Annotated in this window: 7 protein-coding genes; 5 read left to right on the top strand and 2 right to left on the bottom strand. The window is 62.3% G+C overall.

Annotation, left to right across the window (positions count from 1 at the left end; translation table 11 throughout):
- Positions 1-122: 122 nt before the first annotated feature.
- Complete coding sequence (gene rraA / locus NFH97_RS20495; protein WP_349625472.1) at positions 123-608, bottom strand: ribonuclease E activity regulator RraA; 486 nt, start codon at positions 606-608, stop codon at positions 123-125.
- A 709-nt stretch (positions 609-1317) separates the two neighbouring features.
- Between rraA and NFH97_RS20490 the strand changes: the two genes are divergently transcribed.
- On the top strand, positions 1318-6273 hold the full coding sequence (locus NFH97_RS20490; RefSeq protein ID WP_349625471.1) for an Ig-like domain-containing protein: 4956 nt from the start codon (positions 1318-1320) through the stop codon (positions 6271-6273).
- 206 nt (positions 6274-6479) lie between these two features.
- Here NFH97_RS20490 and acnB read toward each other — a convergent pair whose 3' ends face one another.
- Positions 6480-9083, bottom strand: a complete 2604-nt coding sequence (gene acnB / locus NFH97_RS20485) for a bifunctional aconitate hydratase 2/2-methylisocitrate dehydratase (protein WP_108133813.1) — start codon at positions 9081-9083, stop codon at positions 6480-6482.
- A 251-nt stretch (positions 9084-9334) separates the two neighbouring features.
- Here acnB and NFH97_RS20480 point away from each other — a divergent pair, with 251 nt between their 5' ends.
- The 4 genes from NFH97_RS20480 (at position 9335) to NFH97_RS20465 (ending at position 24839) form a co-directional block, all read left to right on the top strand.
- Entirely contained in the window at positions 9335-9808 is a 474-nt protein-coding gene (locus NFH97_RS20480) for a DUF1289 domain-containing protein (RefSeq protein WP_349625470.1), read from the top strand.
- A complete protein-coding gene (locus tag NFH97_RS20475) occupies positions 9805-10437 on the top strand; it encodes a MiaE family protein (RefSeq protein WP_045994931.1) in 633 nt (210 codons plus the stop codon). The genes NFH97_RS20480 and NFH97_RS20475 overlap by 4 nt, the downstream gene beginning before the upstream one ends.
- Positions 10438-10469: 32 nt before the next feature.
- Positions 10470-14381 (top strand): ATP-binding protein, encoded by a 3912-nt coding sequence (locus NFH97_RS20470; RefSeq protein WP_287164477.1) that lies wholly within the window; start codon positions 10470-10472, stop codon positions 14379-14381.
- Positions 14382-14786: 405 nt separating this feature from the next.
- Positions 14787-24839 carry a retention module-containing protein gene (locus NFH97_RS20465; protein ID WP_349625469.1) on the top strand — a complete coding sequence of 3351 codons (10053 nt, stop codon included), beginning with the start codon at positions 14787-14789 and terminating at the stop codon, positions 24837-24839.
- Positions 24840-25257 lie beyond the last annotated feature (418 nt).

Below are 25257 nucleotides of genomic sequence, written 5' to 3'. Positions count from 1 at the left end.
GGACGTGGGTAGCAGGAGCAGGGGGCGCTGCGCGCCGAGGACCCACCGAGTGGGCGATGGCGTCAGTGGTGGGGGTCACAGGACCCCCGACGGTCGGTGGACCAAGGAAGAGCGATGGCCCGTCAATCGAGTTCGAGGCGGGACTCGGCGACCAGAATGCCGTTGTTGTCGGCGTAGACCCATTGGCCCGGTGCGAAGTCGACACCGGCGAAGGCGACGGGAACATCACGCTTGCCTTCGCCGCGCTTCTCGCTCTTGCGTGGGTGGGCGCCGAGGGCCTGGATGCCCAGATCGGTCTCCGCCAGGATGTCCACATCGCGCACGCAGCCATACATGATCACCCCGGCCCAGCCATTGCCGGCCGCCTGTTCCGCGAGCATGTCGCCGAGCATGGCGCAGCGGGTTGACCCGCCTGCGTCCACCACCAGCACTGCGCCGTCTCCTGGTTCGGCGACCGCCTGCTTGACCAGCGAGTTGTCTTCGAAGCACTTGACCGTTTTCACCGGGCCGAAGAAGGCCTCCTGGCCCCCGTAGTTGACGAAGATCGGGTCGCACACCGCCACCTCTGGGTAGGCGTCGCAGATATCGGGCGTGACAATCTGGGTCATTGGAGCGTCTCCGTGGCTAGTCCTGGCATGATGCCACAGGTGTCGATGTTATCCAGCCCCCGGGGGATGACGGGCTGAGGAGGTCGAGTGTGGGAATGGATTTCGGCGATCTCTGATGAATTGTGCGCGAGTCGTCATATCGGTCGTTGAAAAGTGGCGTCGTTTCACCGGCTTGTCCACGTTCAGCCCAGAGATGTGATCGATGCCTTGGCGAAGCGCCCTGGCAATCCGCCTGATCCTTTTTCCACTGAAGGTACGATGACTTGCCTGGCACCCGAGTGCGAGTGCATGTCGTTGGCCTCCATTCGTTGGTGGTGAGTTGCTCTCATGATTCCGGCATCAGACCGGCGCTGATCTTTCGTGATGCTGGCGAATCGATAGCGGGCCGGGCCGAGGGTCGGTCGTGCAAGGCCGGTACTATGCAGCGCTGCAAGCCGCGGGGGAAGCCGGAGACGCCAGCGCGAGAGCGGTGTCGCCAGACTCTCCACTTGAATCCAAAGATCCGTTGCGGATAAGGGGATCTTGAGGTCATTGCCGATTTCCGCATAAGCCATCGGCGATGACCAAGTTCGGCCGTCGCAATGCCAGCCGTCCGCATATCTTTGGCCAGGTGAAAGGCGTCACTCGGCCAAGCTCCAGTCGTGCGTTGATCGTGCACGCCGCGGACCCGGCGTCTTTCCTTCTTGGCATCGACACAGGGGATGGCGTCATGGCGAACCAGAGCAGTGATTTCAGGGTGGATGAGGCGGGGCTGGATGACGGCACCCGGGCGGGATCCGTTGCGACCTCGGTAGGGGGCGTCTATGAGCGGCCGCCCGGAGGACAGATCGAGGGCTTTGTCGTCAACGGTGTCGACCTGACCGGTGGCGGCAGCCTCAGCGGTGACTTTGGCACCCTGACGGTGGCGGTGGACGCCCAGGGCAACTATCGCTGGGACTACCAGTTGACCGACAACTCTGACGATCACCGTTCCCAGGGGCGCGGCGACGAGGGCATCAATGATCCGTTCAAGGTGGAAGTGAACGGCGGAAGCCAAGGGGTGCAGACCGACAATCTGCGGATTTTCGTCAAGGATGACGTGCCCGATGCCACCGCCACGGCACCGAGCTCGGTGGCCGAAGGGGAGGTGGCGCGCGGTACCTGGTCGGTCAATGCTGGCGCCGATGGTCTGCGTGAAATGCGCGTCTACGTGTCGGAGGAGATCGGCTTCTACCGTCTGGACACACCCATCGAGTTGTCGGTGGGCACCTTGATCGTGAACTCCGACGGTAGCTGGGAGTTCGAGGCCAGGGACGGGCTCGACCAGACCACCCATCCGGAGCTCGAGTTCACCCTCAGGCCCATCGATAACGATGGGGACCGCGGACGGGCGAAGGTCACCGTAGAGATTACCGACGCCAATGTCCCCACGACGCCAACGAGCGATGATGACCCCTACACCCGGTCTCCCTCGGTGGTGGTCGACGAGGACGGCCTGGCTGGGGGCAACCCCGGAGGCCCTGAGGACGTGGCCGGTGAGGCCACCAGCGCCAGCGCGCGGCTTGGCTATGACTTTGGTGCCGATGGACCTGCCGCCAGCGGGGCCTTCTACTGGACCACGGACGGCCTGCCGACCAATCTGCAGAGCCAGGGCAGCGCCGTCGTCTACGAGGTGTCGGCCGACGGCCTCAGCCTGACCGGCCGTGACGAGGTGAGCGGCGAAGCCGTGTTCACGGTGGTGCGCGCAGATGACTCGGATCTGGTAACGGTGTCCCTGCTGCGCCCGCTGGATCACTTCGCCACCGGCACCGAGGACGACATCGATCTGTCTTTCGGCTACGTGGTGAAGGATGCCGATGGCAGCGAGGCCAAGGGCTATCTGGCGGTCACCGTCGACGACGACACCCCAGTGGTCGTCGACGACTATTCCAGCGCCGGGTCCGGCGAGTCGGTGAACGCGGATGTGCTGGCCAATGACAGCCCGGGCGCAGATCTGGGGCACCTGGTCAGTGCCGAAGTGGTATCGGGCCAGGGGCAGGTGGTGATCAATGACGACCAGACGCTGACCTTCACCCCCGCTGATGATTTCAGCGGCACCGCCCGCATCAAGTACAAGGTGCTGGACTGCGACGGAGACCCGATGGTCGGCCACTGGACCGTCAAGGTCGAGGACACCGATGGCAAGCCGGTGACCAGTGATGTGCATCGCATCGTGCTCGATGAGGATGGATTGCCAGGGGGTAATGCCGGCGGCAATGGCGACGTGGTCGGTGAGCCGATCAGCGCCGTGAGGGACCTCCAGATTGACTTTGGTGCCGATGGACCGGCGGCGGGAGGCGGCTTCGCCTGGAGTGCGGACATCGCGCTGACCGCAGGCCCCCAGAGCCCTACCGACGACAATCCTCGCAGTGATCTCGATGGCCTCACCTCCCAGGGTAGCGAGGTGAGCTTTGAGGTGGTCGATGGGGGGCGCGGCCTGATCGGCCGCAACGAGGCAGGCGAGAGTGTCATCACGGTGAGTCTGGAAGACGGCTCGGACGTGGCTCGCGCCGTTCTGCATCGACCCATCGATCATCTGCGGCCGTTCAGCGAGGACAATATCTTCTTTGGTCTGTCCTACACGGTCACCGACGCCGACGGTGACACCGCTCAGGGGCAGCTCGAGCTGCTCATCGATGACGACACCGCAGAGACCGAGGATGACAGCTCGGTATCCGACAATGGTGCTGCGGTGACCCTGGACGTGCTGGCCAATGATGCCGTCGGCGCCGATGGTGGCCGCGTGACAGCCGCCAATGTGGTGGGAGACAGCGAGGTTACCGGCTCGGTAGTGCTCAACCAGGACGGCACCCTGACCTTTACCCCCGACCCCGGCCAGAGTGGTGTGGCCACCGTGCGTTACACCCTGACCGACGGCGATGGCGACCCTCGCTTTGCCGAGTGGACAATCATCGTGGACGCCGACGGTACCCCGACGACGCCGAGTGGTGATGACGTGCCCGTGGCAGTGGTCGATGAGGATGGCCTGGCGGGAGGTATCGCGGGGGGTATCGACGATGTCGCGGGTGAAGCGACTCAGGTGGCCGGAGTACTTGGCTACGATGCCGGCACGGATGGCGCCGGCGACTTCCGCTGGTTGGCCCCGAGTCCGAGTGGGCTGACCTCCGGGGGCATGCCGGTCATGTTCTCGGTCAGCGGCGATGGTCGCCAGCTGGTGGGCAGCGCAGGCGGCAGTGTCGTCTTGACGGCGGTACTGACCAATCTGCTCACGGGTGCCTATCAGGTCACCCTGGCCGGTCCGCTGGACCACAGCGACCCTGGCTCCGAGGATGACATTGATCTGACCCTGAACTACGTCGTCAGCGATAGTGACGGCGACGAAGCCCAGGGCAGCTTGAATGTCGTGGTCGACGACGATTCGCCGCTGGCGGCGGACGACGCGGCAAGCGCGAGCGGCGGCGCGCCGGTGGTCATCGAGGTGCTCGACAATGATCAAGCGGGTGCCGATGGGGCAAGCGTGACGGCGGCTGCGGTGCGTGGAGGAGACAGCGTCGGTACGGTAAGCGTGAACACCGACGGATCGCTGACCTTCGTCCCCAACCCGACCTTTGGCGGGCAGGCGGTGATCGATTACACCCTGACCGACAACGATGGGGATAGCGCCGAGGCCGAAGCGACGGTCAGCGTCGAAGGTCCTGCGGACGAACTGGTGGTGGGGGACAACGACGACGATAACGAAGCGACAGGGGCCGGTGGCGACGTGCTGATCGGTGATCGAGGTGGCCTGGAGGCGGTGCTGACGCCGGCCACCAACTACAACATTTCGCTGATTGTCGATACCACCGGCAGCATGGTGGTGCCGTCGGGGACGCCAGGCCTGAGTCGACTCGAGCTGGTTCAGGCGGCGCTCAAGAACCTGTTGACCGACCTGGTGGCCCATGACGGCCAGATCAACCTGCAGATCGTCGATTTTGGCACCAATGCCGTCGATCATATCGTCATCGACATCAACAGCGCTGACGATATCGCCAATGTGGTGAGCTTCATCGACGGTTTCAGGGCGGAGGGCGGCACCAATCTGGAAGCCGGCATTCGCACTGCATCTGGGTGGCTGGCGGCGCAGGACGCCGATCCCCAATTCGCTGACTTCGAGGACCTGAGCTTCATCCTGACCGATGGTGGGCCCACACACTACACGGATGATGCTGGACGCACGGTGAGCGCCACAGCGATCGACGCCACCGCCATCAAGGAGGCCGCCGACGCCTATACCGAGCTGGCCGCGCTAAGTAGCGTGCGAGCGGTGGGCATCGGTGACGCGACCAGGGAAGATGTTCTCGAGTTTTTCGACAATACGGATGTGTCGGGAACCGGGGCGCTGTCTTACCAGGGCACCGTGGTCGATGGTGTCAGGCTTGCCAATTTCACGCGCGGTTCGACGGACGCGCTGAGGGTGGAGACCTGGACCAAGGTCTCCGGCGCCAACACGGTGGCGGCCCAGTTCGGGGGCAAGTTGCGGATCAGGGACAACGCCAATGACGACCAGGCGGCGGAAGTGGTCAGTACCTCTTTCTTCGTCGATGACGATCCCGATGACCAGCTGTACACCTCGCTGCTGTTTCGCTACAGCACCAGTGTGTTCAGTCAGTCGAACGATTCGATGGGTTATGTGGTCGAGGTGCGGGAAGGTGGCCAATGGCAGGAGTACGCCAGCAGTTCACTGACCTACGCCCCGAACTGGACGACGGTCGATACCGGCTTTCTCGAGACGGGGGAGTATCGTCTCCGGTTCCTGGTCGACAGCGGCAACCGCACCAACGACAGTCTCGATATCGATCAGATCCGACTGGAGCAGCGCCTGCTCGACGATGGAGACATTCTCGAGACCGGGCAGGTGGAGGTGGTCAATACCGCCGAAGAACTGGAAGCGGCCCTGTTTGGCGGAGGCAGCCAGGCCGAGTTGGCCGCGCTGGGCGATGATGTCCTGGCAGGCAACGAGGGAGACGATGTCCTGTTCGGCGATACCGTCAACAGCGATGGACTGTCCTGGGTGGATGGCGACAGTGGCGAGAGTTTCCAGGCGGGAGAACACGATGGCTTGGGTTATCTCGGCCTTGTCGAGTTCCTGAGGTGGGGCGTGAATGGTGGGGCGGAGCCGACGGATCAGCAGATCATCGACTACGTCAGGGACAACGTCGAGACCCTGGCTATCGCGGATCGGTCTGACGGTGGCAAAGACAGCCTGTCCGGCGGTGCCGGTGATGACATCCTGATCGGTGGCGGCGGCGACGACCTGCTGATCGGCGGTGCCGATGATGATCTGTTGGTCGGCGGTGCCGGGGCCGATGTCTTCGCCTGGGAGTTCGCTGATGCGGGCAGCACAACGTCACCGGCGCAGGACACCGTGGCCGACTTCACCGTCGGTGAGTATGGCGTTGAGGCCGAGGCCGACCGGCTCGATCTTGCCGATCTTCTTCAGGGCGCCGACGAGGACAATCTGGCGGACTACCTTCAGGCCAGTCAGGACGGGGACGATACCCTGTTGTCCATCAGCAGCGAAGGCAACCTGGCGGCTGGAGGTGCCAACGCCGATCAGGTCGTTGTGCTTCAGGGCGTGCAGATGGGCGCAGACGGTGACGCCTTCCTGCAGAACCTGCTCGACGATGGTCAGTTGAGAGTTGAGTAACGCAGGCGAGGAAAGCAGGCAAGTAAAGCAGGCGAGGGAAGGTGGGGTGGGCGGTCAGCCGCCCACCCAGTGACACGGCCTTTGCTGGCAAGGCATGAAAAAGCGCCCCGGGGAGTTGAACGCAACTCGCTCCCCGGGGCGCTTCCTTGTGATTCAAGGCTCTAGTCGGTCTGGCGACAGGCTCGAGTCGTTGACCGTCAGATGATTCAGGCTTCCTGAGCCACCGGAATCACGTTCGAGGCGGCCTTCTGGTACTCCTCGATTTCGTGGAAGTTCATGTAGCGATAGATCTCGCCGGCCATGGCGTCGAACTCGCCCATGTAGCGACGGTACTCATCGACGCTCGGCAGGCGACCTTCCACGGCGGCCACGGCGGCCAGTTCGGCGGAGGCCAGGAAGACGTCGGCGCCATCACCCAGACGGTTGGGGAAGTTGCGGGTGGAGGTGGATACCACCGTGCTCTTGGCGGCGACGCGGGCCTGGTTACCCATGCACAGCGAGCAACCCGGCATTTCCATGCGCGCGCCGGCGCGGCCGTAGATGCCGTAGTAGCCTTCCTCGGTCAGCTGGTGCTGGTCCATCTTGGTCGGCGGGGCGAGCCACAGCTTGGTCTTCAGACTGCCGGCGGGCTGCTTTTCGAGCAGCTTGCCGGCGGCACGGAAGTGGCCGATGTTGGTCATGCACGAACCGATGAACACCTCGTCGATGCTCTGACCTGCCACCTCGGACAGCAGACGGGCGTCGTCCGGGTCGTTGGGGGCACACAGTACCGGCTCCTTGAGCTGCTCCAGGTCGATCTCGATGACCTCGGCATACTCGGCGTCGGCGTCGGCGCGCATCAGGCTCGGGTCGGCCAGCCACTCTTCCATGGCCAGGATGCGACGCTCGATGGTGCGCTTGTCACCGTAGCCATTGGCGATCATCCACTTGAGCAGGGTGATGTTCGACTTCAGGTACTCGGAGACAGAGTCTTCGGACAGGGTGATGGTGCAGCCCGCCGCGGAGCGCTCGGCACTGGCATCGGACAGCTCGAAGGCCTGCTCGACGGTAAGATCCTCGAGGCCCTCGATCTCCAGCACGCGACCAGAGAACGCGTTCTTCTTGCCGGACTTCTCGACGGTCAGAAGCCCCTTCTGGATGGCGTAGTAGGGAATGGCATGGACCAGGTCACGCAGGGTGACACCAGGCTGACGCTTGCCCTTGAAGCGCACCAGGATGGACTCTGGCATGTCCAGCGGCATGACACCGGTGGCGGCGGCGAAGGCCACCAGACCAGAGCCCGCCGGGAAGGAGATGCCCATCGGGAAACGCGTGTGGGAGTCACCGCCGGTGCCGACGGTGTCCGGCAGCAGCATGCGGTTCAGCCAGGAGTGGATGATGCCGTCGCCCGGGCGCAGCGATACGCCGCCACGGTTCATGATGAAGTCCGGCAGGGTGTGGTGGGTTTCCACGTCCACCGGCTTCGGGTAGGCACTGGTGTGGCAGAACGACTGCATGACAAGATCCGCCTGGAAGCCCAGGCAGGCCAGATCCTTGAGCTCGTCACGGGTCATCGGACCGGTGGTGTCCTGAGAGCCGACGGTGGTCATCTTCGGCTCGCAGTACATGCCGGGACGCACGCCTTCCAGGCCGCAGGCCTTGCCGACCATCTTCTGGGCCAGGGTGAAGCCCTTGCCGGTGTCCTTGGGCTGCTCGGGCAGACGGAAGACGTCGGATTGCTCCAGACCCAGCGCCTTGCGCGCGTTGTCGGTCAGACCGCGACCGATGATCAGAGGGATACGGCCGCCTGCGCGGACCTCGTCGAGGATGACCTGGGTCTTCAGCTCGAAGGTGGAGATCACTTCGTCGGTGTCGTGACGGCAGACCTTGCCTTCGTAGGGGTAGACGTCGATGACGTCGCCCATTTCCATCTTCGACACATCCATCTCGACCGGCAGGGCGCCGGCGTCTTCCATGGTGTTGAAGAAGATCGGGGCGATCTTGCCGCCGAAGCAGAAGCCACCGGCGCGCTTGTTGGGCACGTTGGGGATGTCGTCGCCGAAGAACCACAGCACCGAGTTGGTGGCGGACTTGCGCGAGGAACCGGTACCCACCACATCGCCGACGTAGGCCACCGGGAAGCCCTTGGCCTTGACCGCTTCGATCTGCGCCATGGGGCCCTTGGTGCCGGGAACTTCGGGCTCGATGCCGTCACGCTCGTTCTTGAGCATGGCGTTGGCATGCAGCGGAATATCCGGACGTGACCAGGCGTCGGGGGCCGGGGACAGGTCGTCGGTGTTGGTCTCGCCGGGTACCTTGAACACGGTCAGGGTGATCTTGTCGGCCAGTGCCGGCTTGGACAGGAACCATTCGGCGTCGGCCCAGGACTGCATCACGTCCTTGGCCACCTCGTTGCCGGCCTTGGCGCGGTCGGCGACGTCGTGGAAGGCGTCGAACATCAGCAGAGTGTGCTTGAGCTGCTCGCCGGCTTCCTTGGCAAGCTCGGCATCATCGAGCAGTTCGACCAGGGTCGCGATGTTGTAACCACCCTGCATGGTGCCCAGCAGCTTGACGGCATGCACCTTGTCGATGAGCGGAGATTCGGCTTCGCCCTTGGCCAGGGCGGTCAGGAAACCGGCCTTGACGTAGGCGGCCTCGTCCACCCCGGGCGGAACGCGGTTGGTCAGCAGATCGAGGACAGTCTCTTCTTCTCCGGCGGGCGGCGCCTTGAGCAGTTCGACCAGTTCGGCGACCTGTTCGGCGTTCAGCGGCTTGGGGGGAATGCCTTCCTGGGCACGCTCTTCGACATGTTGGCGATAGGCTTCAAGCACGTGGGGGCCCTCATTGGTTTGTGGTGGTCACGCTCGAACGCGTCTCGCTCGAACGTGAGGGACACGTTGTCAACGGTGGCCGGGATTCTAGAATAAACTGTCGACAATGTTAAGAGAGCCCGTCATGACGGGCTTTGAACTTTGGTCGCCGAGGCCGGTTCGTGCCTATTCGACTGGGGTAGGGGTGTGTCCGCTCGAGGCAGGCGTTACCATGTGCCGATTCAATTTTTAGCACGATGAGGTGTCCGACGATGACCCAAGTTGTGGTGTCGCCCTGCGTCGGGCTGTGTTCGACCACGGTGGGCGATAACGTCTGCCGCGGCTGTCAGCGCCATGATCAGGAAATTCTGCGCTGGTTCTCGCTGGATGGCGATGAGCGCGAGAGGCGGATCGGGGAACTGGACGCCCTGCGTATCGAGGTGGCCGCGAATTTCGTCGAGGTGATCGACGAAGACCTGCTGGAGCGCCAGATGCGACGTCATCGCGTGCGTTTTCGTTCGTCCCAGCCGGCGGCGTCACGGGTGATAGAGCTGCTGCGGGTGGGGCGTGATCGTATCGGCGACCTGGCAGCCTACGGTATCGTGCTGCGCCCAGGCGTTCCTGGCCAGCCTCAGCAGTTGTACGCCGCCATCAGCCAGGCCCTTCAGCAGGCCGCCGAACAACGTCGGACACTTCATCTCGAGTCCGGGCCCGATGGGGCCCAGCAATGGAAACCGCTTTCATGAATGTCACCATCAGCCCCGACCACGACACCTCGCTGCCTGAGGAGCTTCTCGATTTCCTGCCGTGTGCGACGCCGAATGCATGGGTCGAGTGGGCGCTGGACAATGAAACCCTGTTGTTGATCGATCACGCCCAGTGCGAGAAGAAAGCGGCGTCCACGGCCATGAGTCTGATGTATCGCTACGTGGATCACGTCGACCTGCTGACCAAGATGTCGCAATTGGCCCGTGAAGAACTTCTGCACTTCGAGCAGGTCGTGAAAATCATGCGCGCCAGGGGGATTGAGTACCGCCATCTCAGCGCATCGCGCTATGCTGAAGGACTGAGGGAACTGGTCAGGCGCGATGAGCCGGAGCGTCTGGTGGATGTGCTGATCGTCGGTGCCTTGATCGAGGCGCGCAGTTGTGAACGCTTTGCGCGACTTATTCCACATCTCGACGACGAACTTGCCAAGTTCTACCGAGGTCTGGTTAAGTCGGAAGGACGCCACTTCGAGGACTACATCACACTGGCGAGCCAGCTTTCAGACGCGCCGATAGAAGCGCGCATTGCGGTCTTCAAGGCCCGCGAAGAGCAACTTGTGACGACCCCGGACGTCGCCTTTCGATTTCACAGCGGTGTGCCGGCCTGAGGCCGATAGCACCGCCACGCAGGGACACCATCATGCGGGACGCCCAACACGATGCTTCCCAGATAACGGACCAGGACCACCTGGCACTCTTTGGGCACTTTTCCCTCAACCTGGGAGACGATGTCCTCGTTCAATTCAGCTACGACAAGGTCAAGGCGCTGCTGGTCTACCTGCTGCTGCATCAGCAGCCGGTCAACCGCGCGACCCTGGCCGAACTGCTGTGGCCCGACCAGGGGTTGTCCTCCGGTCGCACCAACCTGAGACATGCCCTTCACTGTCTGCGCCAGTCGCTGGGGGATGAGGCCGACAAGGTGTTGACGGTGTCGCGCCAGACCATCGCCTTTCAACTGCCGGTGCAATGGGGGTTCGATGTTCATGACCTGCAGCGGCTACTGGAGGGTAGTCGTGACATCGACACCCTGGAAGAATTGCTGGGGTTGTATCGAGGCGACCTGGTGGAGGAGCTGCAGCTGCCGGCCTGTCCCGACTTCCAGCGTTGGCTGATTCAGGTGCGCAACGAGTGGCGCCAGCGAGTCATTCGCTTCGCTGAAGACGTGCTCGACCAGGAAGGCAGCATCCCCGATGCGCTGTTGCAGGAGCTGGTCAGCCGATTTTCCGGCTACGCTCCCTTTCATGAAAAGCTGGTGCGCCAACTGGCCGAACAAGGCCAGATGGCGGCGGCGCATGAGCAGTACAACGCCTTCCTGCAGTTGCTGGCGCTGTCCGGGCAACAGCCAGACCCCAGTTTCCTGCAGTTGGCTTGCTACTGGTCCGACGGGCAGCCCGAAAACCCGTCCTTGTCGCCCAAGGGCGCCTTCTCGCGGACCCTGGCGATGGACAGTCCGCCGCTCGGCGAAGAGGAGGTCGAGCACCGGCAGCTGTCGGTCATGGCGATTCGCCTGACACTGGACGGCGACATGGGCAGCCGGGCCGAGACGCGGGCCTGTCTGGCATTACAGATCGAACTGATGCGCTGGCTCGAGAAGCAGTGCCACCATCTGGGTGGCTTCTGGTTGCCCGGTGCCACGGGCGGGCTGGGGCTTGCGTGTTTCGGTACCCATGGGCCGGCGCATCAGCTGGCCGAACTGGTGGCCCTGTACGAACACTGTCGACGTCTGTTGGCGGAAGAGTCGCAGCGACACTGGACCGGTGAAGGGAGCCTGCCCCGCATGACCCTGGCGGCGGGCCTGAACAGCGGCCAGGTGGTCTATCTGCCGTCGCGCCACCTGGTGGATCCGCTGGGTCAGGTGACCCAGCGGGCACTCGACCTGATGAGCGCCGCCGAGGGCAGCGAACTCGTCATTTCTCAGGAGGCCAGCCAGCACATGCCGCCGGCGCTGGACCTGCAACCGAGGTTGTTTTCCCGGTTGGTGGCAAGCGACGGCCGAGTCCGCCTGCGTGCCCTGGTGCTGGGCACCAATGAGGGCGGCCGTGACGCGACGCCGCCAAGCCTGGTGGGGCGCGAAAACGCGCTGCGCATGCTGCGCGACGCCCTGGCGCGGGCCGGTATCGGTCTGCGTCAGAGCGTGCTGGTGAAGGGGCCTTCCGGGCTTGGCAAGTCGGCTCTGCTGGTGGGGTTTCGTCACCTTGAGCAGAGTCGCGATGCCACCATCTGCTGGCAGCCCAACACCCGCATGTCGGTGCAGGAATCCTATGGTGTGGCGCGCCACCTGGTGCGCTGGCACCTGGGGGGCGAGATCGACAGCGAGGGCCTGGCGGCGTTGGTCGAGCGCCTGGGGCTAAGCGAGCTGGATGACGACGATATTCGTTGGCTTGAAGAGGCCATGGGTATTCGCGAACCTCACGAAGTCTCGCTGCTGGCGCAGAGCAGCGAGGCGGTGGAAGCGGTGGTGGCGCTTCTGCATGGGCTGATTCATGAGCTGTCACAGGAACGTCCGCTGGTACTGATGATCGACGACCTGCAGTGGGTCGACGAGCCATCGTTCAAGGTGCTGGCCGGCCTCCAGGCGCGGCTGCCGATCAACTGTCCGCTGTTGTTGATCGCCAGCCATCATGGTCGTGAATCCTTGCCCACCCGACTGCACTGGGATCAGCAGATTGCGCTTGGCAGGCTCGATGCCATGCAGTCATCGCGGCTGTTGACCCAGCTGGCTCGGCGCTATCGGCTGCATCTGTCGCCGCGCCTGCGAGGCCAGATCATCGAGCGCTGCGATGGCGTCCCGCTCTACCTGCAGGAGATCTGTCGTCGTCTCGACATGGACCGGCGGGAAGGGCGTAGCGTCCAGCTCGACGAACTGCCCCACGGCCTGCTTGGCCTGTTGACCAGTCGCATCGATCAACTGGATGGCGATCGCGAAGTGGCGCACATCGCGGCGGTGCTGGGGCGCCACTTCCGCTTCGACTTTCTGGCCGAGTGCAGTGGTTGGGAGCCGGAACGGCTGAGCCGGGCGCTGGAAGAAATGCGTCGACTCGAGATCATCGAGCCGTCCGATGGTGATGTGGGGGCGCGAGAATTTCAGTTCACCCACCAGCTGCTGCATGAGGCAGCCTATCTTTCCTGTCCGCGTGACGTGCGGGTCGACATGCATCGCCGCGTGGTTCAGTTGATCGAAGAACGTTTCCCGGTGTGGATCAGTCGTCATCCCGGTGACTTCGCCATGCACCTGCGGCGCAGCGGTCACTACGCTCGAGGCGCGCGCTACTTCGAGCTTGCCGCCCGGGAGGCGCTCAAGGTCAGTGCCAATCGCACGGCGCTGAAGATGGCCGACGCCGGCCTCGCCAGTCTGCGCCAGGTCGAGCCTCAGGCTGAGCGTGAAATCAGCCTGCTGACGGTGCGTGGTCAGGCCGCTTTCGCTCTGGAGGGGCATGGTTCGCCTACCGCCCACGAGAGCTTCGTCAAGGCACGTGAGCTGCTGGCTGAGTGCACCACCGACCTCGAGGATGAGGACGATCTCGAGCAGGCGTTCCTGGTCAAGTGGGGACTATGGGTTGGCTGCAGTCAGCGCAACGCCCACGCCGACGCCTTTCTGCTGGCCTCGCGGCTGAACGATCTCGCCTTGCGCCTTGAGGACCCGCGCTACCAGCGCCTGGCCGACTACGCCGGGGCAAGCTGTGAGTACTGGGCTGGCAGAATTCGCCAGGCCTATGACCATCTGGAAGAGCTGGATCCGCTGAACAAGCCGATGATGATCGAGTGGTTGCCGTTCTCTGACCACCCGCAGGTGGCGGCTGCCTGCTTCCAGGGATGGGCGCTGTGTCTGCGTGGCGACTACCAGCGGGCGGAACGCCATGTGGAATCGGCCATCCGCCTGGCGGAAGAGATCCATCATCCCGGCAGTCTGGCGATGGCGCTGATGTACGCCTCTGCGTTGTACCGCCAGCTTGGGCATGTCCACGAGGCGGCCAATCGGGCCCAGCGAGCGTATGAGCTCACCGGCAGCTCCGATCTGCACCTATGGCAGGTCGCCTCCCGTGCGGTACTGGGATGGCAGCAGGCGTTGGCGGGGAGTCGTGAAGGCCTGCAGCAGCTTCAGGCGGCCCACGAGGAACTGGCGGAAGTGACCGGCCGGGACCCGAGTCAGCGTCCGAACCTGTGGTACGTGGACGCCTGTCTTGCCATGGGGGAGCTGGAGCAGGCCGAAGACTATCTGGATCAGTGTCTGCTGATGGCCCGAGAGCGCACGACGCTGTTTGTCCCGGAGCTTGCCACCCAGTTGGCGCTGGTACGCCACCGCCTGGGTCGCGACGCCGAAGCGGTACGGACCCTCGCCGAGCAGGCGCGTACCCAGGCGGAGCGGGACGGCAACCTTCATCAATTGCTCGGGGCCCTGGAAGTCTGGCTGACGTGTGTCGATCCCGACGACGATGCGGTTCGAAGCGAGTTTCGCCGCCTGCTGTCCCAGGTCAGCCTGAGCGATGCGCCGGTGTTGATGCGCTGGCGAAGCCTGCTTGATCGTCGGGTATCGCAGACCACCGACGCTTGATGCGCTAGCTACCCATTCACTGACGTCTCACCGACAAGACGACGCCCGACTGGCTTGGCCAGTCGGGCGTTTCTGTTTGTTTCTCCCAGGCGCCTCGCGCTGTCAGCTCCAGGCGTCCCCAGTCTGCGTGTTCTCGTCGCCAGCGCTCCTGGCAAGGGCCAATTTCGCACCACGCTGTTCCGAAATCAGCATGAAACAGACGATAAAACGTACAAAAGTGGCAGCAAAAAGCATGACTTTCTATGGTGACTAGGAGGAAAGCAGTATCTCGGAAGGTGCATTACTTGATCGTAGCGACTATTGGCCATTGGTACAGTGTGTAACGACGTGTAACGTAAGTAGTATTATTCGTACCAGTTTACTAGCCATTGTCTTACGCTCCGTTACGAAAAATTCGAGGTCCCCGTGCCTGTTACCATCGCTACTGTCAGCTCATTGCAAGGAAACGCCTGGGTCAAACGGCCGAATGGCGACGTCATCGCTCTGGAAGAAGGGGATCGTCTGGACGTCGGCGATATCGTCATCACGGCGGACGGCGCCCTCGTGACGCTGCAGTTTGCGGACGGCAGGCCCGGTGTCACGCTGGTCGATGCGCAGCAGGTTTCGTTGCCCGAGGATATGGGGCAGGGCGACGCTTCCTCGGTCGAGATTCTGGACCAGCAGCAAGTAACGGAGCTGTTGCGTCTGCTCGAGTCGGAGGTACCCGATCTGCTCGAGGCGATAGAGGCACCTGGCCTGGGGGAAAGTGGCGGTGGCGCGGAAGAGGGCTTCGATTTCTTGCGCCTGTTGCGCATCTCCGAGTCTGTTGATCCCCAGAGCTACTCCTTTGGTGGGGCGGGAGCAGTGGAGTCGCTGGAGCCGGTAGAGGGCGGTGGGACTCCCGTCGCCGACGACGAAGAGGTTTTCCTGGCGGAAGGTGAGCCCGATCTACCGCCGATCGAAGCGGGAGAGGGCTCCGTTTCGGCCGGAGACAACAGCGTCGTTGAAGGAAGTGGCCAATCTGTCACCGGCAGCGTGACAGTGACGGCTCCTGCCGGTGTGGCGCGTGTTGCTGTCTCGGGCGTCGATGTATCGGGCGCTTCGGCCGCATCTCCGGTCCTGATCGATGGACAGCACGGTACCCTTGCGATCACGGGCTTCGATCCTGATACCGGGACGATCGACTACGTCTATACCGAAGACGGCCAGCCAGCCGACCACTCTGCCGGAGACGACAGCGTATTTGACCGCTTCGAGGTGGTGGTGACCGACAACCGGGGGGCGCAAGCCAGCGACAGCCTCGACATCAATATCCTCGATACCGTGCCGTTGGCTGAAGATGACGCTGCCCGGGTCGGCGAAGATAGCAGTGCGCCGATTTCCGGTGACCTGCTGGATAACGACCTCGCCAGGTCCGATGGACTGAGTTTCGTAGGTTTCGACGACACTTCAGCAAGATATGGCACCTTCACCGATCACGGTGACGGCACCTGGAGCTACTCCGTCAATACGGTGAATGCGGCGGTGCAGGCCCTTGATGATGGCGAGCATCTGATGGAGACCTTCAGCTACACCGTCAAGGACGCCGATGGCGATATCAGTACTGCGACCTTGACCGTGCTGATCGACGGCAGCACGGATGGTGATCCCAATGTGGTGATCCAGGACAGCGATGGTGACGTCACGGCCGGCGACAACAGCGTAGTGGAGGGCAGTGGCGAGACGGTCTCAGGCGAGATGCTGCTGACAGCCAGCGCAGGAATCGGCACTGCGACCATCGCCGGGTCGGATATTACAAAGGCTACCGCCGACAATCCGGTGGTGATAGAAACCGAGCAGGGCAAGCTCGAAATCATCGGCTTTGACAACGGTGCCGTTGATTATCGCTATACCGAGAACTCGCAAGGCGCGGATCATAGCGCCGGCGATGACAGTGTTGTCGATCGCTTCGAGGTAGTGGTCACCGACACTGCCGGTGAAAGCCGTTCCGACAGTCTGGACATCAACATCCTCGATACCGAGCCCGAGGCCGTGGCCGACACCACCAGCACCGGCGAAGACACCCCGGTCAGCTACAACGTGCTGAATAATGACGACGGCACCAGCGACACCCAGGGTGCCGATGGTGCCTCCCTGACCACCGCCACTCTGCGCAATCCGAGCCAGGGCAGCGTGAGCTTTACCAGCGATGGCAGCGTCACCTTTACCCCGGCGGCGGGCTTCGAAGGTAAGGCGGTGATCGACTACACCCTCACCGATGGCGACGGTGATACCGCGTCCTCGACCCTGACCGTGACGGTGGCGGCCGACTCCACACCGACCATCGACCCGAGCGGCCCGGACGGCGATCCGACGACCGCCGATGGCGCCTATAGCGTGCAGGAAGCGGGGCTGGATCGCGGTGCAGATCAGTCCCCGGGCAGTAACGCCGCCAGCAATAGCGAGACCACCAGCGGCCAGTTCAAGAGCAGCACCGGCCACGATGACCTGGCGCGCTACGAGGTGAAGGACAAGGACGGCGACTGGGTTCCGATCAATGCCGATGACACCACGGTCAGCGGCGAGTACGGCACCCTGACGGTGAACACCGACGGCAGCTGGTCGTACACCCTGACACGCAGCGCGAGTCAGGACGACAAGGACAAAACGGGTCTGGACGATAGCCTGGCCGAGACCTTCGGTGTGCGGGTGGTGGACAGCGATGGCGATACCTCCGCTGATGGCACCCTGAGCATCGCCATCGGTGACGATGCCCCGAGTGCGGTGGCTGACACCACCAGCACCGCCGAGGACACGGCGGTCAGCTACAACGTGCTCAACAACAGTGATGACACCAGCGACACCCAGGGTGCCGATGGTGCCACCCTGACCACCGCCGCTCTGCGCAATCCGAGCCAGGGCAGCGTGAGCTTTACCAGCGATGGCAGCGTCACCTTTACCCCGGCGGCGGGCTTCGAAGGCAAGGCGGTGATCGACTACATCCTCACCGATGGTGACGGTGATACCGCGTCTTCGACCCTGACCGTGACGGTGGCGGCCGACTCCACACCGACCATCGACCCGAGCGGCCCGGACGGCGATCCGACGACCGTCGATGGCGCCTTTAGCGTGCAGGAAGCGGGGCTGGATGGCGGTGCAGGTCAGTCCCCGGGCAGTAACGCCGCCAGCAACAGCGAGACCACCGACGGCCAGTTCAAGAGCAGCACCGGCAACGATGACCTGGTGCGCTACGAGGTGAAGGACAAGGACGGCGACTGGGTCCCGATCACCGCCGATGGCACCACGGTCACCGGTGACTACGGCACCCTGACGGTGAACACCGACGGCAGCTGGTCGTACACCCTGACAAGCAGCGCGAGTCAGGACGACAAGGACAAAACGGGTCTGGACGACAGCCTGGCCGAGACCTTCGGTGTGCGGGTGGTGGACAGCGATGGCGATACCTCCGCTGATGGCACCCTGAGCATCGCCATCGGTGACGATGGCCCGAGTGCGGTGGCCGACACCACCAGCACCGCCGAGGACACGGCGGTCAGCTACAACGTGCTGAATAATGATGACGGCACCAGCGACACCCAGGGTGCCGATGGTGCCACCCTGACCACCGCCACTCTGCGCAATCCGAGCCAGGGCAGCGTGAGCTTCACCAGCGATGGCAGCGTCACCTTTACCCCGGCGGCGGGCTTCGAAGGAAAGGCGGTGATCGACTACACCCTCACCGACGGCGACGGTGATACCGCGTCCTCGACCCTGACCGTGACGGTGGCGGCCGACTCCACACCGACCATCGACCCGAGCGGCCCGGACGGCGATCCGACGACCGCCGATGGCGCCTACAGCGTGCAGGAAGCAGGACTGGATGGCGGTGCAGGTCAGTCCCCGGGCAGTAACGCCGCCAGCAACAGCGAGACCACCGACGGCCAGTTCAAGAGCAGCACCGGCAACGATGACCTGGTGCGCTACGAGGCAAAGGACAAGGACGGCGACTGGGTCCCGATCACCGCCGATGGCACCACGGTCAGCGGCGAGTACGGCACCCTGACGGTGAACACCGACGGCAGCTGGTCGTATACCCTGACAAGCAGTGCGAGTCAGGACGACAAGGGCAAAACGGGTCTGGATGACAGCGTGCCCGAGACCTTCGGTGTGCGGGTAGTGGACAGCGATGGCGATACCTCCGCTGATGGCACCCTGAGCATCGCCATCGGTGACGATGGCCCGAGTGCGGTAGCCGACACCACCAGCACCGATAAAGGTACGTCGAAATCCTACAACGTGCTGAAGAATGATGACGGCACCAGCGACACCCCGGGCGCCGATGGCGCGATCCTGACCGAGGCCAGGGTGCAGGGCGGCGATAGCGTCGGTCGCGTAACCTTCACCAGCGACGGTAACGTCACCTTTACCCCGGCGGCGGGCTTCGAAGGCAAGGCGGTCATCGACTACACTCTCACCGACGGCGACGGTGACACCGCGTCCTCGACCCTGACCGTGACGGTGGAGCCCGACGCCACGCCAACCACACCGTCGACCGACACCGATCCGACCACCCAGAGCCCCGTTGCGATCGTCGATGAGGATGGTTTGTCCGGTGGCAACAAGGGCGGTACTGGCGATCTGGACGGACAGTTCACTGTCGCCACTGGAGATCTGGGTTACCGCTTTGGCGACGATGGTGCGGCTAGCACCAAGGCTTTCCAATGGAATCTGACGGATCTGCCCGAGCTCTATACAGCAGACGGGCGCAAGGTCGCGTTCTCACTTGTCGACGGTGGACATACCGTGGCCGGCAGCGTAGCCGGCGCCAGCGGCGCCGAGTCAGTCATCACCATAAAGCTGACAGATGAGGCCGCCGGCGATTACCAGGTGACGCTGCATCAGGCGCTCGAGCACGCCGAGCGCGAAGACGAGAATGATGTGTCATTTGACGTCGGCTATACCATCACCGATGGCGATGGTAGCAAGGCGATAGGCAAGTTGACGGTAGTGATCGATGACGATACGCCGGTGGCCTTCGATACCGTCGATGGCGTGTTGTCTTCAGGCACCGTTGGCGATATCAACTTCGCAGATGCAGCGGGAGCCGACGGTATCGGCGCCGTGCAGTTTTCCTCGGCGTTGGATGGCAGCGCTGTGCTGAGCCTGAACGGCGCGACCCTGGTGACCTCAAATGGCGAACGTCTCACCTACCGGCTGAACGATGGAGGAAAGACGCTTGAGGCGACGACGGCCGGTGGCGACGTGGCCTTCGAAATAGCTCTGGCGGCGGATGGCTCCAGCTACGAGGTGAATGTCCTTGATGATGCCATCATGACGCTGGCGGACTCAGGCCAGGCTATCAGTGATGGCAGAACAGAAGTCTTTTATGAAGGGCACAATACCTCTACTCAAGGCCATCGGTTTGTGGCGTTTGACGGTAGCGATGGCGGCCCCGATGTGGTGGTGTCCGCCTGGTCTTTCAATTTTCCGGGCGAGTCCTGGTTGAGAACGGATGGCGGCACCCAATTGGCACCAGGCGGTGACGACAGGACCACGTACAACGAAGTGGCACGTTTCGACTTCGTCGATAATCTGAGCTTTTCCGACGAGGAGCCCAATTGGGAGCAACACCGGGGCGTTACTCGTTTTGAACAGGTAGTCGACCTCGCCAACCTGGATGGGCGGACAACACCCGCATCGTTCAAGGTAACCGCCATTGCCTTGGCCCCTGACGGTGACAACACCAGCGGTCATCCGCACGAGGTCAGCGGCGATGCGCTTGCCCTGGATGTTGATGAGCTCAGTTTTCTGGATGGCTCAGGAAACGACATTACCGCGTCCGTGACGATCGTGGAGAATTCTGATGGAACTCTTTCGGTGTCTGGGGTTCCCGATGGCGCTCGACTCGTCCTCGAGACCGAGAGTGCGTTCGAGGCGATCGAAATCCGCGCCACGAATACCAATACGCGAGTCGGTTTTACCCTGGGGGATTTCGAGTACACCTGGCTGAACGGGACCTTCGATGCTGACGACGCATTGTCCCTGGCGCTGCAGGGAACCGACGGGGATGGTGACACCGCCGAGGGGACTCTGGAGCTTACGCTGCCGGGCAGAGCTCAGTTGGCCGGACTCGACCCTTTCGCTTCCGAACTGGTCGTCAGCGAGGCCAACCTGGCCGATGGTAGTCAGCGCAATAGCAGCGAACTGACACGCGCCGGCAGCTTCGATGTCGATACGCCGGATGGACTCGAGACGCTGAGCATCGGAGGTCGGAGCCTGACGCTTGCCGACCTGCAAGCCTTGTCCGGCGATCCCGTCGCCCTGGATACCCCGTACGGCACTCTGACCTTGACGGGATACAGCGGTGATGCGAGCGGAGGTACGCTCAGCTACGAGTATCTGCTGGAGCGTAAGGTCGACAACGACAGTCAGAGCGGGGCCACGGATACGGAATTCGCGGATACCTTCGCTGTTGAGGTGGTTGATGTCCGGGGCAATACGGCGTCTGGCGAACTGGATGTCGCCATCATCGATGATACTCCCTCTGATTTTGTGGCAGACACCGGGCTCCTGGTGACGGGCTCCAGCGGCCATATCAACTTCGAAGAGGCCGGCGCAGACGGTCTTCGCGATATCGGCTTCGACGCCTCGCTCGATGGACAGCGAGTGTTTGATCAAGATGGTAACGCGCTTTTCCTGGTGACTCGGCCGCTACTCTGGAAGTTGAGTGCCGACGGCTTGACCCTTCAAGCGGTCGCTGGCGACACAGTGGCCTTTGAGGTGGGCCTGGCAGGAGACGGCTCACAGTACGATGTGACCAGCTTCGAGCGTATCAACGCTGGCCAGGTACAATCTGGTTTCGTTCAACGGGATGCCAAGACCTTCGGGGGAGGAAATAGCGCTCGTACCTTTACCAACTCCGCTGATGACGAAGCCCCGGTCGTGTTGTTTACCGGCTATAACACCAATGCCAACAGTGCGATTGGTGCGAATTTCAACAGTGCCAGTAGTGCGGATCGGCTCTTTGTTGGCGGGTTCAACGGCAATGATGCGGGAACGCAGAAGACCGGTGCCAACGAGGTGATGCGCTTCGATTTTGTCGATTCAGCCACCTATGGCGGCCAAGGCCTATCCTGGGGGGAGCATCAAGAGGTCGTTCGCTTCAGCTACGGTATCAACCCCGGCGCGGCCGGCGGTCCTTCCAGTCAGGCAACCTCTACCCATATCTTGCAGGCTATCGTCTATGACGGTGATGGGGGCGGTTCAGGGATACCCTTCGAGCAGCAAGGCAGGGTGCTTGCGCTTTCGCCAGACGATGTGAGATTACCGTCGGGTGGCAACGTGACGGTGCTGGCTGACGGTAGTCTGAGGATCAGTGGCGTCCCCAGTGGCGGATACGTGCATCTAAACACCGATGAGCCGTTCGAGGCCATCAACTTGTATGGCGTCAGTAATGCCAGTGCCTTCTATCTGACGCGCACGTCGAACTCGGCCTTGACCGAGGCCGGCAGCATCGACATCGCCCTGAGTGCGACCGACAACGACGGGGATGCCGCCAGCGGTACCTTGACGCTGGAAAACAGGGAGGCAGCGATCCCGTCAACGCCGGAAAGCGATGGCGATCCGAGCACCCTGAACCCGACGGCCACCCTCGACGAGGATGGCCTGGCCGGTGGCAACGCTGGCGGCAGCGGCGATGTGGCGGGTGAGGACACGGTCACGAGCGGAACACTGGGCTACAGCTTTGGCAACGATGGCGCTGCGGCGAGCGGGGCCTTTACCTGGAACGTCGCGAGCCTGCCGGGCGATCTGAAGACCGCAGATGGTCGAGCGGTAAGTTTCCAGTTGAGCAGCGATGGCCACACCCTGACCGGCACGGCGAGCGATGGCGGTGGCGGCAGCGAAGACGTGGTCACCATCGCCTTGATCGATCAGAGCAGTGGAGCCTATCAGGTGACGCTGCACCAGGCGCTCGCTCATGCAGCCGGCAACGACGAAAACGATCTGCTGTTCGATGCCACCTATACCATCGTCGACGCCGATGGCAGCCAGGCCGATGGTGCCCTGTCAGTGGTCATCGATGACGATGCCCCGGTGGCGACGAGCGACACCAACGCCATCATCGAGAACATGGCGCCGGTCTCCGGCAACGTGATCGGTGGTCCGGGGGCGTCCAGTGGTGATCAGGCCGACGCCCCCGGTGCTGATGGGGCCAGCGTCACCGCCGTCAGCCAGGGTTCTACCACGGTGTCCTCGTTGAATGCCGACGGCAAGCTGGTGATCAAGGGGCAGTACGGCACCCTGACCCTCGACGCCCAGGGCGGCTATAGCTACGCGCTTGATAGTGACAATGCCGAGGTCGCGGCGCTCGACAAGGGCCAGACCGTCGATGAGAGCTTTACCTATACGCTGACCGATGGGGACGGCGATGCCAGTGACGCCAGCCTGACCATTACCGTGACCGCCACCGACAACGACGCCCTGGTGGTTGGAACCAACAGCGACGATACCGTCCAGGGTGGTGGTGGCAATGACGTCCTGATCGGCGACACCGGCGGCAAGTACACCGTGGTGGAGCCGGCGCAGAACTATAACTTGTCCTTTATCCTGGATACGTCGGGCAGCATGGCGTTTAAGCTTGGCGATACCGGCAAGACGCGGCTTGAGGTCGCGGTAGAGGCGCTCAAGGCCAAGCTTGATGAGCTCGCGACGTTTGAGGGCATCATTAATGTACAACTTGTCGGTTTTGCCCAGGCTGCGAAGTCGGAACCGTTCTTGAACTTGTCACAGGACAATGTCCAGGATGCCAAGGACTTTCTGGATTCTTTAGAGGCGAAAGATGGCACCAACTACCAAGAAGCCTTTAACGTCGCCAGCGACTGGATGACGGAAACCAGCTCCAATGGCTACAACAATGTGGCTTACTTCCTGAGTGACGGTAGCCCGACACTTCATAACACCACTGCGGGCACTGGTGTGACCGCTTCGCCCAACGATTCCACTGCGCTGGACGTCTCGCAGGCTGTCAAGGCGTACGAGACACTTGCCCAGATTAGTCAAGTGGAAGCCATTGGTATCGGCAACGATGTCAATCGCGAGATACTCAAGGTGGTTGATAACACCGCTGACGGTGGCTTGACAATGGTGCCGTTACCCTATGCGTCAGGTGAGACGCAATCGGTCGATTATCCAGCAACCTTCGATGCCGGTGACACGGGCAGCCTGGGACAACTGGAGAACTGGCACCAGACAGGTGGCAGCGGGTCGGTCAGCGTCGTGAGAAATGGCAGCAGGACGTATCTACGTATCGCTGACAGCGGCACCAATGATGGAGCTACCACGGTGGTCAGCGACAGCATCACAATGTCTGAGCCGGTTAACGCCAACGACTTCTACAGTCTTTCCTTTACTTACCAGACAAGTGACAGAGAAAGTTCCAACGGAATTGTTCGGGACCACTTTGTCTGGCGAGTGGAAAAGCTGAACGATGATGGCACCTGGGAAGTCGTGTCAAACAATTTCGAGAATGCGGTAGGTACCACCACCACTACCCAGATCATGGCCAATAGTCTGAAAGGGGGGACGTACCGGCTCGCTTTCGATGTGGATAACGGTACCGATACCGGTACCGGTACCGGTTCGTCCGACTTCGTATTAGCGGTGGGAGGCGTTTCACGCAGTCTCTATCGCTACACTGACGACGAACTGGTGCCAGCCGGTCAAGATCTTATCGTCAATTCCGCCGAGGAGTTCGAGACCGCACTCGATGGTGGCTCGTCTTCCGATGTGCCGCAGGAGGTGGGCAACGACCATCTGATCGGGGGCGCTGGGGACGACATCCTGTTCGGCGATCAGATCGAACCCGCAGGCGTCGGTGGTGAGGCCGGTAGTGGCTACGACGGTCTGGTCGATCATCTGACCCGCCAGAACGGTGCGGAGCCGACCCAGAAAGAGACGCTCGACTTCATCAAGGCCAACTACGACAAGTTGATCGATAAGACCCGTGCCGATGGCGGCCAGGACCTTCTGGAAGGCGGCCAGGGCGACGATCAATTGTTTGCCAGCGCCAACGATGACATCTTGATCGGCGGCGCCGGTGACGACTTCCTGCTGGGTGGACTGGGGGCCGACACCTTCAAATGGAATCTGGGAGACGCCGGCAGTGCCACCGACCCGGCCCTCGACGTGGTCAGCGATTTCCACGTCAAAGACCAGACACAGAGCATGGATCCGAATGCCGACAAGCTGTCCCTGGGGGATCTGCTCAACGACTTTGACTCCTCGAGCACTGACCCTGACCAGTCGGCGTTGGATAGTTTTGTCTTCGCCCAAGAGGAAGACGGTGGCACCGTGCTCTACATCAAGAGCGATGGCGGGCTCGATGATCAGCACAGCAACGCCGATCAGAAGATCACCCTGAGCGGTGTCAGCATGGGCGGTCAGTCGTCGGAGGCCTTCCTGACGATGCTGCGTAATTACGGGCAGCTCGACGTGGAGTAGGCCTGGGTCATCATGACCAGAGTTGCCATAAGAGAGAGCCGGGCCACCTTTGGGTGGCCCGGCATTTTCTTGTTCTTGGATTGCGAACAGGATGTTAAAAGGCAACGTTTATTTCTGCTCGATTCCTTAGGGCTTGTCTGAAAAGTGCCTGCGCTCGGTAATACGGCGTTAAAAATCGGATCAAAATGCTCATTTACACCCCGTAAACTGCGCTTTCTCACCAATTTTTGCCTTGTCTAACCTTCGCTCGTCGACTTTTCGGACAGCGCCTAGTTCTTTGCCCCTTTTCCTTTCGCCTTTAATTGCCTACTAAAGATTCGCCTTTCCTGTATGTTCTCCAGCCGGCGGTCTCTTGCAACGGAGTATCTAGTGACACGCTGTTCTAGATCGGGCACAACAGAAAGGAATGTCCTACAAA

Source organism: Halomonas sp. SCS19 (genome assembly GCF_040147015.1).
Taxonomy (GTDB): Bacteria; Pseudomonadota; Gammaproteobacteria; order Pseudomonadales; family Halomonadaceae; genus Halomonas; species Halomonas litopenaei.
Note: the sequence above shows the minus strand (reverse complement) of the source record. Positions and strands in the feature narration are given on the sequence as shown.

Excerpts from the sequence above, each read along its gene's own strand:
- rraA (WP_349625472.1), bottom strand. The coding sequence starts at position 608 with ATGACCCAGATTGTCACGCCCGATATCTGCGACGCCTACCCAGAGGTG.
- NFH97_RS20490 (WP_349625471.1), top strand. The coding sequence starts at position 1,318 with ATGGCGAACCAGAGCAGTGATTTCAGGGTGGATGAGGCGGGGCTGGAT.
- NFH97_RS20480 (WP_349625470.1), top strand. The coding sequence starts at position 9,335 with ATGACCCAAGTTGTGGTGTCGCCCTGCGTCGGGCTGTGTTCGACCACG.
- NFH97_RS20475 (WP_045994931.1), top strand. The coding sequence starts at position 9,805 with ATGAATGTCACCATCAGCCCCGACCACGACACCTCGCTGCCTGAGGAG.
- NFH97_RS20470 (WP_287164477.1), top strand. The coding sequence starts at position 10,470 with ATGCGGGACGCCCAACACGATGCTTCCCAGATAACGGACCAGGACCAC.